Here is a 12638-nt window from a genome sequence, read left to right as displayed (position 1 = left end):
CAATATCTAAAAACCACTATGACAATTTTAAATCAACAACAGCAGGCTGAATTCATTATCCAACAAGCTTGCAAGGAAAATTTTACTGATAGCGAGAAAGCTATTTACGATGACTTTATTCTGGAAGCGGGGGTAAAAAACCCAGCTAAGATGACTGAGGCTACTGCTGATGCTTTGATTAGATACCTTAATGGCTGCGAAGCATCTAACGAGTTTGTTGCTAATGTAGTAAATCGCCTCGCGCAAGTTGCCCCGGCTCATATCATGACCAAGATTCTTCTTAGTGATAATGATGGCGATGGTGTGCCTTTATACGAGGAATTAAAACTTGGAACAAAGGTTACGGAATTTGATACTTCTTTTGAAATAGCGGCTGCAAGGCAAAGGCAATATCAATTTTCTCCAACTCGGAATTGCGATATGGAGTTGTAAGTATAACCTGAACATTATTAGGAATTTTTATTGAAAATATAGATAATACATTTTGAAGTGCGAAATGTGGGTATAAAACAACCTTCCTTACAATAGAAGAATTAAAAACGGGAAATCAAGGAAATAAACCTGACATCAAGCATGATAGTGTCGATAAAAAAAGCTTCAGCTAAACTCTATACAATAAATTATTAGATTAGTCCTTACTGCATCTGCTTCCCCATACCGCTTATGTCAGATCAAAGAGCACCAGAAATCGAGCTGCTCCGTGCGGCGTATGCAGCCTTCAACGCGCGAGACATTGACGCTGCCCTTGCCCTCATGACTCCGGATGTGGTTTGGCCGAGAGCGTTCAAAGGCGGTTTTGTCCGTGGGGCTGAAGAAGTTCGCGCTTACTGGACGGAGCAATGGAGCGAGATCGATCCGCACGTTGAGCCGCAAACCTTTTACTTGGAGGAGGGCGGGCGCATTTTGGTCGATGTGCATCAGGTCGTGCGTGACTTGGCTGGATCTGTTATTGCCGATGAGCACGTGGGTCATCGATTCACCCTTGAACACGGCTTGATTCAAGCTATGGAAGTGGACAGACTTCCATCGTCCACCCCAAAGACCTAACTACGCGCAAAGAGCGAACAGACTAAGGCGGGCGGCCTTCTTCTGTATCCGGGGTGAAGTAAGCGTCTTTACAGAAAGTTACGCGCCTAGATTTGATGAGCCGCTTTTAAACCAAGCGATCGCCACGGAGAAACCTGTACCAATTGAAGCATAACCTTCTGTATATTCAGTATAAAAATGCGCTACTGTTAATCGCAAGCGCATTCTCGATCCTTTACAGCGATCGCAAGACTCCCAGCCCCAATAATCAGGCGATTCCCTGGTAAGGATAACTTTGGAAAATTACGCCAGTATCGTTATCTTCATCCCAAAACCACCAACCTTGAGATAATTCACAAAGAACTCGCATGAGTGCTAATTGTTGATGTGTGATTTCACCACTACCGTAGCTGACGTTACTAGTGCCATCCCATGATTTAAGAATTGATTCTAAATTGTATCCATTGCCCATAATCCAACTGGCGTAGAAGCAGTCTTTGGATATTTCTTCCATGATGGCCAGTAGTTCGAGTGCGGCATCAGGATTGGGTGATTTCATGGCTTCAAGTGCAAGGCGGAGGTTTTCTTCTCTGTCTGCAATAAACTCCGAAAAAGCTGCTCTATTTGATGGTAAATTGTCCTTTTCAAGTGTAATTAATTTTCCATTTACAATCTTGACTGGAGTTAGATTTGAGTAGTCAGTTTGGTCATCTTCACTTGTCTTTGCTTTTATAGCTAAAGGATGCCAATGGATGCGTTCAATTTTATTAGTTTGAGGATTTGTCCATGCCCAGAATAGTTTGTGAGATGCAGCACCCTTAACTGTAAGATAAGTTCTTTTATGTCGAATGGGATAGTCTACACCTTCCTCTTGTTTCGCTTGTAAAAATGCTTCTATTGACGGATATTCTTCATTGGGATAAACCATTATCCGTGGTGCTATCGCATATGTGTAACCTGATATGCTGCTATCACCATTTTTACATGGTATTAGATTCCATTTTTCATTTATTGGATTCTGTATCCAAAACTCAACTGATATTGTCTGTACAAACTGATCTAAAATCTGAATTGCACAAGGATAGTAAAGTGTGAGTTGTTGGTTGCTATTATTCATTATTATTCCATCCATTCGATAGCGGATATGGTTTCCTTTTTGGCGGGAAGTATTTTAACTTCATAGCCATAAAGAATTAATTCGTGCAAAGTTGCTAGTAGTTGCTTGAGTGATATACTGTCCCATTGGCTGCACTCTAATATATGTTTCAATACCTGAGCGGGAGCATTAACCACCCAAAGACTATGAATTCTTTTGTTCCTAAATCCAGCACATAATTGAACAATTGGTTGTAACTCAACTGTTATTTTTGGTATATGAATAATTGCTGAACTTATAGGGATTACTGGTTTATATTCTAAGTTTTTAGATTGTGAAAAATATGGGTCACTGTACCATTGTCCGTCGATTTGGTATGCAATCATTAGGTATGGTAATGCTTTAATCGCATTTATAGTTCCCCATCTAGCAGTTTGTCCTGCATGAAACCAGATATAAGAGCCGTTGTGTATTATCATGTGCAAGTTTTATAATTTTGACTTGAGGCTTTGCTTGTTCAGCTAATTGATAACTTCGTCTGTGGTAGAAAGTTTGGTTACTTAGTCTACTGAACAATGATTTCGTATTTGTATGAATGAATACTTAGTTTCAAATTACAAATATTATTCATTGCAGTAAACTTTATATTCAGGTACAACACTTTAGATATTAGTGATTATTTCCTGAATCACACATCAGCAAGGTAGTCATTGCTGATGTGTGTAACAACTGTGGTAATTAATCTACTATCAATTTGATATGCTTTTTAAAACTAAGTATTTGCTATAAAATAAAAAGTGCGCCATCAATTAAAAAGGCGCACTTTTATTAAAAATAAATTGATGGTTAAACGTGGTTAAGGATAATATTTATTGCGTCTTGAGTGCTGATTTTATATTGTGTAGCAAGTTTATTCATGTTGGCTTCACCATTTGCATGATCTTTGATGATTGCTCGAACAATGTTTGGTGAAACATTAATCTCACTATTGGTAACGACTGGTTTGGGTAAAGTTTGAGAAATAAAGAATTCTTTTCTTCTTAATACATGTATTTGACGATAATGTTCTTTTCTGGGTATCCACAGACAATTTCCGGGGGCAAAGTCACTCTCTTGATCAATACGAGATATAACTGTTCCTTCGGGTGCTAATCCCATATCTTTTAGAAATTGGGTAAAGTTATCACGCCAGGATGCATCAACTTCAATGCCGCACCCGCCATGATATTTGTACTGATGGTGGTTCTTGTTATAGCAGATACGCTTGATGTGTAACCAGGAGTTATACTCGTGGCTTTTGCAGTGACCGTGGATAGTTTTATCGGTCTTGAGGCTGTCCCTTTGCAAACATCCGCAACTTTGTGTAAGCCCTCTTTTTAAGCTATTTTTACTAACATATTTTTGGGTTCCGCATCTGCATAAGGTAAGGAGGAGTAGTTCACCTCTTTTCCCCTTAACTTCTACATCAGATATAACTTTTAGTCTCCCAAAATTTGCCCCAACTGGGATAGATTCTTTTCTTTTCTTACAACCGCAGTTAGTTGAGCGGCCATTGGTGAGAGTGTGACTATAGACAAGTTTTTGAATTCCACAATCACACTTACACAATACTTGCTTTCCTTGTTTTTCTAATACAGTCCAACTACCGAATTTTCCACTTATATTAATTACGCGCTTTGTAGTCTCCATAAATCATTTTGGTGTTATTACTGCTGGGTTAAATATTTACAACAAGCTGTTTTTCTTGCTCCAGTTCCTTCTTTATCCAAGCAAGTTGTGGATCACCAGATTGAGGTTGTGGGCGATTCTTCCCATACTGAACTACCCCATGCCTAAAGACATGAGGTTCCAACTTGCGTAGCAAGTTTCGTTTGCCCTCACTGGCTCCGACTCCTCACGCGCTATTGGATTACTAGACATCAACTCTGACCCATTATTGATAGGTGACTTTGAACTAGTCGCAGTTCTCGCTGATTGATTTGACCCGCTCCGCCAACCGTCTAGCAAGGATTGTTCCATCCCTATCCAACCATTTCTAGCTGATGGGATTGACAGAGTTTCTGTTTTTGGATCAACGTATCTACTCAAATAAGCAGAGAAAATATCTCGTTGCATACGTAATCCACATTCTGAGCAATCATGGACACGTTGAGATAATGATTTTTTATGCCTATTACCACACAAACAAGTTTGAGACAGTGCAGTTGTTCGAGTAGAGAACTTTAGAACTGTACCGCCAGCACTTTCAGCCTTGCGTACTAGTTCTGATTGAAAACTTGATGGTGCTTTAAACCCTATTGACTTACCGTAAATTCGCTGCCAAGCCTTAACATTAACTTTTTCAGTTTTAACTGTTTTACCTAAAGCTAATGTTTGATTTACTAATTGACCGTGCAAAGACTTACGGTGTCCTGCTTGTTTGCGGTCAATTTCACGTTTTTTGTTAGCAGTCTTTTTATATCGTTTTGATGTATGCCAGCGTTTTACACCTTTTTTTACAGTGCCATTGGGATTAAAATTATCAGGATTGTTGGCGCGTCTTTGTCTGTCCATCTTTCGCTGTAATCTTCTAATTTTCTTTTGCTTAGAAGTTAATTCTTCAGCGAATGGTTGCCAAATAGTTTGATTATCTCCAACTATTGCAACAGTTGAAACACCTAAATCAATACCAACAATACCATCACCAATAACATTTTTTGGCTTTTGATAAGCTAATCCTTCACAAACTAACTGAGCGTACCAGTAAGTTTTTTGGTTGATAATACGACGCACTAAGCGAACATATTTAATCCTAGAATTTAAACCATGTAATAATACAGGGTCATTACTATCAATAATTCCCGAAAGTTTTAACCCTAACCATTCAACACTAGAACCAGTCCAGCGAATACCTTGCTTGTTAGTTTTACCTTCTAAAGACGCAAACTGTCCTTTTTGTTTAAACCTAGCTTTCTTAGTCTTTCCATAAATTAATCTTTCTAAAGTTTTAAACGCTCTGGTTGCTATTTTTTGAATAGTTTGAGCGTCAAGATGTGATTTAATCCAAACACTAGCTATAGATGTTGCATTGGCAAAAGATTGTAAATCATAATCGCTAAATCTATAAGCTTCACGTGCTTTTTGAAAAGCTGTAGTACGTTCTTTTTTGTTAGTTTGTGGAAATAGTTTAGCTTGATTATATAGTTCAGAATTACGAACTAATTCTAATCTAGTTAAACCTTCAGACAATACAGCGTTATACAACTGTCTTCCTGCTTCTAATCTGGCAGCAAGTACAGCCATGTCTTTAGAGGTTGTTTTTAATGGAATTTCAGTTATAAAATTAGGTGTTTTTGCTGCCAAAATTTATCACCTCCTAATAATTATTTATTAGTTTTCTGTATTTTATCATTATAGATACGTTGTAGAAAACTATGATACTCCATACCGTTTAAGTAAATATCGAAGCTAGGGTTAAGTTGAAAATCTTGAATCATATTTTTATCCTTCCTGGGGAAAATATAAACCCTTATTATGTTCTGCTAGTCTATTTGTTTCATAATTATCAAGAATCATTTTCTTAAATTCTTCCCTTGTTGCTCGCAAGTCGCGGAATATTTTGTTAGTGGGATAGAAGAATACCGACTGTTGACGGCTGTAAAACCAGACTAGTTGATTGATACGATAGGTGTCATTGCTATCAAGCAGAACATAACTAATTTGTTGGTAAAAATTTTCTAAGGAGAAGGGACGCTTCTTGGCAGTTGTTCGTACATCAATAAGAGTATTTCCAGCGATTATCTGGCAATCAGCACCTCCAAGATATTCACTTAAAGGGTATGAAGCATTGCAGGTGATATTTCCGCTCACTTGATTAGCTACAGTTTGCCAAGTACGGGCTAAAATACCGATAATTTGAGATGTATCTTGAATACTAGGAAGCCATTTTTTGAAATATTCTGGTTCAAGTTGAAGGGTTTTTTCTCTTTGTAGAAAGGGTTGAATAATTTCATGTATGTTACGGCTACGTGCATAGTTTTCTAACGCACCCAGTAGCATACACTTTAGAGCTTCTTCTTCAAGGGAAGTTGAATTGGTAACGCAGTAATCAAAAGCATATTCTATTTTGAGGGCTTTGGCTCCAACCTGAGCAAGACAATTAGTAAACCATGTTTTATCTTCATAGATACTTCCTAGATATTTAGCAAGTGCTTTGGCAATCGCATTTCCTACTAATGGAAAATCTACACCATCAACTGGCCTGATAATTTCTTGATTTTCTAATAGTTGGTTATGGCTAGTAATCATTTTAATAACTGTCTGGTTTAGTCTAGAGTCAAACCATCTCCTGATAGATGAATTTCTATTTTTTAATTCAGATGTTAAGCTCACTTTTTGATTTTTCGCTTGGAATACTACATTGAGTATCTGCGTGAGCTTTACGTAGTAATTTTTCCTTGTATTGTGTTATTTAAAACAATAAACTAATCATTAAAATAAATGAAAAGCTTGTTGAATTTTAAATTTGCAACTAATGTAAATTTGCGGAACTTCTAAACCCAAGTTTTTATATTGCCAATGCAACTTTGCAAACTTGGTGACGGGTAATTTATAGTTCAACTTCTCTTGACTTAGTTTTAGGTGTAGCAGCGACAGTTTGCTTTTGAGGGGAGGGTATGTGTTCAGTAGGGGTATATTGCTGCCGAATTTCTTCTCCTCGCCATACTTGTAAGTCATTCATAATATCTTTAAGCGGAACAAAATCGACGACTGTTTCTCCTTGCTTTTGTGCCTCAGTTGCCTTATAGGTCATAATCTTGAAGTACATCTCTCGCTGGTCAGCAATTGGTAACTTGCCGTTGTTCTCATTTATCCGTTGTAGAATTTCTTCATTGCCTTGATTCATTGCCCCTCCCCAGTCAGGGCCACCATGCTTGACCATATTTGCCCATTCCTCGGCGATGTAAGGGTGAACTGTCACAGGCAAATCGCCAACTGCTTGTATTACTCGTTTTTTGGGTGCATCTGCGTTTGTGGAAGTAGATTGTTCGTTACCAAAGATTTGTTCCAAGTTGAGTTTGCTGGCGTTTTGGGCAATAAACTTAATTTGGTTGATATCGTACTCAGAGATATTCATCTTGCTGACTTCTTTGGTAATGCCGGCTTCGGTTTTAGTTAGGTCAAACCGGACAAGTTCCTGAGTACCTTTTTCTTCGGTAGTTTTAAATAATTGCAAGCTGGCTCGATTTTTTTCGGGGTTGCGCGATCGCTTGATAGTAAATTCACCTACTGTAAGTTCTTCCTTATCAGCCTGGATGAGGACATTATTCAGGGTGTGCAACATCTCATTTTGTTTAAATACTTCCAGCGTTTTAATCGTGCCGGCAGGTGCAAGACTTCCTAAGCTGTTTGCTACATCACGGATATCGGCATTATTGAGGTCAGGTAGCTTGCCATTGTCGCTTAAGTATTCTGCCACAATGAGAAACTCCTGACGTTCAACAGGTAACATCTCTGTAGGCTTTTTCGTGATTTTGGGTTCCTCTTTTTTGTTGAGTTTAAAATCCATCAAAGAGTTCTCCCACCCAAATAGTTCATCACTGCGACGGTGAATGCTAACAGTGTCTCCCTGTTGGCGAATCACAAATGTATCGCTACGGTAAATACGTGAACCATCTTGTTCAAGAGTGCCGTATTTTTTTAACATTGCGATCGCAGTTTCAGCAATGTCTTTATTTTCCCCGTTGTAACGTTCTTCCCGCGCTTGTTTATTATTAATTTGATAAATAGGTACTTCAACCTGACGCGCCCACTGTTGCGCTGCTGACTCTACATCTTGAGAATTAGCTACTTCTTGATAGGTAAATTCAGATGCATATTTTTTTCGATTATTAGTCGCTTGCTCCTCTGGCTCTTGTGCAAAAAACTGATTGGAAGTTACATTTTCATTTACCTCCTCATCAGCTTGATTTTGAGATTGATGGTTACTAGTAACTATCCGTCGAATTTGAATAGTTTCTTCGGACTGTGCGATTTCTTCTTGAAGATTATTAACCACATCATCTTCAAAACTGTTATCTACTTCTATTTCAACATATAAGTTGGTTTCTTGATTTATAGACGAACTGTTTTCACTGTTTTCATCTTGTAGTAACTGTTGTGAAGTATTTGATTCGACTGCTTGAATGTTAGTTTCAGATTGTTCGTTGAGTGTCTGCTCTACTGATTTAGGATAGTTTTTGACTACAGGAGACTGATAATAATTTACATCTGGTGGGGAGTCAAAGCCGGGTGGATTACTAATATCGATATCATCTATAAAACCTACCGCAGTTTCTTCTTCTTTTTCTTCGTAATACAAGTTAACTGGTGTAGTTACAATTTCAAAATTTAATTGTTGATTATCTTCGTTCAGTATTACTGGTAAATTGTCTAATGGTGGAGTTACTTCTGTTACATCTGAGTTTCCATTATCGAATAATAACTCTTTTGTATCTTTATGATTGTTAATAATATCAGCAGATGGAGGTAGTAGCTTAACTAATGGTTCACTTGCCACATCTATTATTTCATCTGGAGTAAGTATTTCAGTGACGAGATTAGTTGTACATTTACCTTCGCTATTTTGTTCGTAGATAACGATTTGTTTTTCTGAACCATCTGACTCTAGATAAGCTGTGATTTTCAGAGCATTATCACTTGTTTGCTGATAATCACTATTTAAATTGAGTACATCTTCTACTAATCTTGCAGCAATTGTTTGTGCTTGATAGTCAGTAAAAGGTTCAGTTTCTATTGTGTATTGACCTTCTAGTAAAAAATCGGGCATTAACACAATATTAGTTTCTTGATTGCTTTTTATACTTTGGCTGGTTAAATCTACCTTTTCCCATTTATATGCACCAGGGGTAGATTCATCAGGTACAAGATTGTAGATATCTTTGCCAACTTCAACTGCAATTTTACTTGCTTCTTGGGCTTCTTTGAGTTTTTCGAGAATTACTTTAGTTATCTTAGTAAGTACATTGATGAGGCTTTTACTTAATTCTCGACTTGTTTGAATTGCAGTATCGGCTGTACCTAAATATGATTCATTAATTTGAGTCTGTCTGGTGTCAAACATATATTAAATGTGGTTAAAATAATCTATAAATTCAAACAGCCAGATTGTGCTTTATAAAAACCAGTTGGTTATTAAACTTAAAGTTTTTAGAAAAAGCTCTTGTACGCATCAACAGGCAAAGGTGCATTGCCCGCTTGTACGGGTGCTTGTGGGATAGGGAACTTCCGATCTACTTCCTTGACTCGTAAATCTAAATCTTCCTGTGTGGGTTTTTTCTGGGTACTTTTCCTAGCAAGCTCTTTGATGAGTTTATCCCAGTTAGTGTCATTTTCTTGTTCTAATCCAATGATATATTTGGGAATTTTGATGTTTTTTAATAGTGGTACTGAACCCTCATTTTTATTACTATAAGCAGGGTTGATAAATAGACATTTCCCAGGTGGTAATTTGAGGAATTGGGCTGGCTCGAATAGCTTGCGAGTCCGTTCTTGTTCGCTGATAGATGTGCTGGCTTTACCCCCTCCAGTTGAGCGAGATTTTTGTTTATATTTAATTTCCTCTTCACCTAAATATGCAGAAAATAATCGTGCTGATTCTTCTTCACCAGGATTAAAAACAAATTTTGTACCGCACGCACCAAGGATAGCTTTAGAGATTTCTTTACCATAAATCTTTTCAAGCTGACCCATATTTTGCCAACCCAGGATACCGCAGAATCCTTCGGAACGAGATTCATTAAGCCATCTAAATAAATCTGGAAGGAAGATACTTGGCAACTCGTCAAGGCACACTACTAATGGGCCGTCTTCCTTACGTTTTTTGGCAATACTACGGGAAACTACCATGTGAAGAATACTGGTCATCAGGGGGCTGACAGCATCGCGGCGTTCGCGGTCTAACCCGAAGATAATCATCTGTTTGCGTTTTACCTCTAGAGGGAGGGTTGTTTTACCGACAAAGCATCCCAATGTACCCCTTGCCATAAACCGGGTGAACATCAATGAAGCACTACCAGCGATACCCGCTACAGTTTTCTCTGAACCAGCCGAGCTAAATAATTGACCAAAAGCTATTCTAATCCAAGGATTTAGTTCGGCTGCCATCAAGCGTTCGACCATCTTCTCGCTAGAAAGTATTGCCGCAGCCGTCATAATATCAGCGCGCTCGCCAAACTCTTTGGTTAGCATTAAAATAGCCTGCGTCAACTGGTCGCCGGCGGGGCCAAAGAAGGCATCCTCAGACGCATTACCTAACAGGCGGAAGTTTTTGTTGATAACTGTAGCTAACTGCCGTGCGGTTTCAGCATCGCTACTGTCACGCAAGAAATCGATTGGGTTACATACCTCTGATTCGGGAAATCCTGGTGCGAAGATATGTACGTCATACCCCTTGGATTTGGCATAACTGGCGATTTTGGCTTGACTGGCATACTTAAAATCGTATAATACGATACCAAAACTTTGGTCAATTGCTGAGTAAATCATCGGGTTGATAGCTGAGAATGATTTACCACTACCAGGTGCGCCAATTACAGCAGTTCCCCGTTGGACATCGGGTACATAAACTGGAACTCCTCCACTCCTCTTGGGTAATTTTTGACCCTTGTATTTGTGTACTCCAATATATAAACTGGCACTATCGCACTTAGGAGCGACGATTTGCTTGAGAGCTTTTTTCTTAGCTTGGGCGGTTTCCTTTGCTCCACCCCAATAGCTAGTAGCAAGCTTGCCTTTTTTACCATTACTAAAAAGCTGTAAAAGCAACAATAAGCCAATTCCCCCTGCCAGTGCCAAACCTTGAGGTGACATGAACTTATCTGTATACTTACTAAAGTCAGTATTGCTATTTTTATGAGCAGCTTTTACTTCTCTAACTGTCTTAGTTTTAGCAGTTGCAAACAGATAATTATTCATATTAATCTGTGTTAATTGCATGAGGAAATCGAAGAAATATGCGGTGAAGTGAAGTTGCATATTTCTCCGTTATTTGTGTAGAGTGTCTTCTCTAAGTCAAAAATTAAAGAGGATAAATTTTTCTATGATTGCCTTTTTACTTGTTAATTTTTAGGTACGGTGAGGGGCGTACCAAGGATAATTGGGTCTATCTCGCGGTAGGTGAAGAAGGGAACTGGGCCAATGAAGTAGGGCGAGCAACCCAAGTCAACCCACCCCCGCTTGCAGATACGGAAGAACATCGCGGTGGTGATACTGCCGTCCGCTTCGTTAATGTCCCAGATGACTTGTTTAAATGATTTCCCAAAGGGGTGACGACCTGTGGGTTCTTTTCCACCGTTGAGACTGCCCAAGATGCCGAATCCGCCTTTAACTTTTTGGTCTTTACCGGACATCCATTGTGCGCCAGTCACAATATCGCTACCCGAAACTTCGATGTGACCACAGGTTTTCTCGCACGGAACATTAAACCCAGCTTGATAGCTACCGCTTATTGACTTCCAGCGTCCGCTTTCAAGGGAACCGAGGGGTAAGTCTACTTTGCCGATAAAGCTAACATCAGGGATGGGAACACTGGGGAACCGATCGAACGGTACATCAGCTAATCCCGGAACCTTACCAATTGTTGTGTTTTGCCAGTTAGTAAAGTCTTTTAGTTGTGCATCCTCAATACCAGGGATGCTGGTGAGTTGATATTTATCAAGTTTGACATACTCACCAAGTTCCACTTCTCCCAGTTGGGGATAATTGTCCAGCACTTCACCAACAGTTTGGTAGCTTACGGTGCTGCCTGTAACTTTGGTTACTAGTTCTTGAATTGGTGGAATGGCTCCGACTTCTGAATCTTCTAAATTAGGAATTGCTTCGGCGAGGTCTTCGAGTGTTTGCCAATCGAGTGTTTCCAAATCTGAAAGTTTGAGATTTTTGAGTTGAATGCCCGTGATGTCGGCGATATCTTTAAGCGTGAAATCTTCAATATTGAACTCAGTTGCTTCAAAATCACCCAGTTCCATGACTTCAGCAAGGCTTTGCCCAGCACTCCAGGTGCGTGTCTCCTTCATACCAGGGTTTTTGATATTAGGGAATTCGACACTGCCAGCACCACCAAATTTCATGTTTCTAAACGTTATACTGCTCCAATCGGGAGTAGGTGCGCCATTGACATATTTAGTTGCAACGGGCTGTGGCTGTTTGGTTTGTTTTGTCTTATCTATCGAAGTGTTCAAATTTGAATACTTCGATGGAACTGTTTGAGCTACCGCTTTTTCGCCGAATAAGAGACTGCCGATATTATAGCTACCTCCATATCGGATTAATCCGTGTAGGGCAAGCCCAGCAATAAGTCCTGCAACCATCAGGTAGCGTAATTTATTAAATTTTTCTATCCGATACTCAAGCCCTCGGTCGGTTTTGTTGTGAGTAGTTTCTTGACTTGCAGCTCTCACTGGTACGATCGCAGTTACTTCTGCTGTAGTATCTAAAATTTGGTTGTTAGTGGCTAGATGTTCGTTATACATCACTA

11 protein-coding genes are annotated in these 12638 nt (G+C 39.1%); 2 read left to right on the top strand and 9 right to left on the bottom strand.

Annotated elements, in window-relative coordinates; translation table 11 throughout:
• Window positions 1–18 precede the first annotated feature (18 nt).
• Both BV375_RS17470 and BV375_RS17465 read left to right on the top strand, forming a co-directional pair.
• A complete protein-coding gene (locus tag BV375_RS17470; protein ID WP_086762647.1) occupies window positions 19–432 on the top strand; it encodes a hypothetical protein in 414 nt (137 codons plus the stop codon).
• A 231-nt stretch (window positions 433–663) separates the two neighbouring features.
• Entirely contained in the window at window positions 664–1047 is a 384-nt protein-coding gene (locus BV375_RS17465; protein ID WP_086762645.1) for a nuclear transport factor 2 family protein, read from the top strand.
• 78 nt (window positions 1048–1125) lie between these two features.
• Here BV375_RS17465 and BV375_RS38730 read toward each other — a convergent pair whose 3' ends face one another.
• The 9 genes from BV375_RS38730 to BV375_RS17425 all read right to left on the bottom strand — a co-directional run bounded on the left by BV375_RS38730 (window position 1126) and on the right by BV375_RS17425 (window position 12633).
• Complete coding sequence (locus BV375_RS38730; protein ID WP_279432933.1) at window positions 1126–1251, bottom strand: hypothetical protein; 126 nt, start codon at window positions 1249–1251, stop codon at window positions 1126–1128.
• A gap of 43 nt (window positions 1252–1294) precedes the next feature.
• On the bottom strand, window positions 1295–2143 hold the full coding sequence (locus BV375_RS17460) for a hypothetical protein (RefSeq protein WP_243713970.1): 849 nt from the start codon (window positions 2141–2143) through the stop codon (window positions 1295–1297).
• Between the two features lie 2 nt (window positions 2144–2145).
• A complete protein-coding gene (locus BV375_RS17455) occupies window positions 2146–2601 on the bottom strand; it encodes a hypothetical protein (RefSeq protein ID WP_086762641.1) in 456 nt (151 codons plus the stop codon).
• A gap of 367 nt (window positions 2602–2968) precedes the next feature.
• Complete coding sequence (locus BV375_RS17450; RefSeq protein ID WP_086762639.1) at window positions 2969–3811, bottom strand: hypothetical protein; 843 nt, start codon at window positions 3809–3811, stop codon at window positions 2969–2971.
• A gap of 132 nt (window positions 3812–3943) precedes the next feature.
• Entirely contained in the window at window positions 3944–5464 is a 1521-nt protein-coding gene (locus BV375_RS17445) for an RNA-guided endonuclease TnpB family protein (RefSeq protein WP_243713969.1), read from the bottom strand.
• A 138-nt stretch (window positions 5465–5602) separates the two neighbouring features.
• Window positions 5603–6409, bottom strand: a complete 807-nt coding sequence (locus BV375_RS17440) for a hypothetical protein (protein WP_086762637.1) — start codon at window positions 6407–6409, stop codon at window positions 5603–5605.
• A 301-nt stretch (window positions 6410–6710) separates the two neighbouring features.
• Entirely contained in the window at window positions 6711–9224 is a 2514-nt protein-coding gene (locus BV375_RS17435; protein ID WP_086762635.1) for a hypothetical protein, read from the bottom strand.
• An 86-nt stretch (window positions 9225–9310) separates the two neighbouring features.
• On the bottom strand, window positions 9311–11077 hold the full coding sequence (locus tag BV375_RS17430) for a type IV secretion system DNA-binding domain-containing protein (protein WP_086762739.1): 1767 nt from the start codon (window positions 11075–11077) through the stop codon (window positions 9311–9313).
• Window positions 11078–11220: 143 nt separating this feature from the next.
• Window positions 11221–12633, bottom strand: coding sequence for a hypothetical protein (locus tag BV375_RS17425; RefSeq protein WP_086762633.1), 1413 nt, complete (start codon window positions 12631–12633; stop codon window positions 11221–11223).
• Window positions 12634–12638: the final 5 nt, after the last annotated feature.

This window comes from Nostoc sp. 106C (genome assembly GCF_002154725.1).
Lineage (GTDB): Bacteria > Cyanobacteriota > Cyanobacteriia > Cyanobacteriales > Nostocaceae > Aulosira.
Note: the sequence above shows the minus strand (reverse complement) of the source record. Positions and strands in the feature narration are given on the sequence as shown.

Coding starts and splice junctions, on each gene's coding strand:
- BV375_RS17460 (WP_243713970.1), bottom strand. CDS start 2,143: ATGAATAATAGCAACCAACAACTCACACTTTACTATCCTTGTGCAATT.
- BV375_RS17435 (WP_086762635.1), bottom strand. CDS start 9,224: ATGTTTGACACCAGACAGACTCAAATTAATGAATCATATTTAGGTACA.
- BV375_RS17450 (WP_086762639.1), bottom strand. CDS start 3,811: ATGGAGACTACAAAGCGCGTAATTAATATAAGTGGAAAATTCGGTAGT.
- BV375_RS17470 (WP_086762647.1), top strand. CDS start 19: ATGACAATTTTAAATCAACAACAGCAGGCTGAATTCATTATCCAACAA.
- BV375_RS17440 (WP_086762637.1), bottom strand. CDS start 6,409: ATGATTACTAGCCATAACCAACTATTAGAAAATCAAGAAATTATCAGG.
- BV375_RS17455 (WP_086762641.1), bottom strand. CDS start 2,601: ATGATAATACACAACGGCTCTTATATCTGGTTTCATGCAGGACAAACT.
- BV375_RS38730 (WP_279432933.1), bottom strand. CDS start 1,251: ATGCGCTTGCGATTAACAGTAGCGCATTTTTATACTGAATATACAGAA.
- BV375_RS17430 (WP_086762739.1), bottom strand. CDS start 11,077: ATGAATAATTATCTGTTTGCAACTGCTAAAACTAAGACAGTTAGAGAA.
- BV375_RS17425 (WP_086762633.1), bottom strand. CDS start 12,633: ATGTATAACGAACATCTAGCCACTAACAACCAAATTTTAGATACTACA.
- BV375_RS17465 (WP_086762645.1), top strand. CDS start 664: ATGTCAGATCAAAGAGCACCAGAAATCGAGCTGCTCCGTGCGGCGTAT.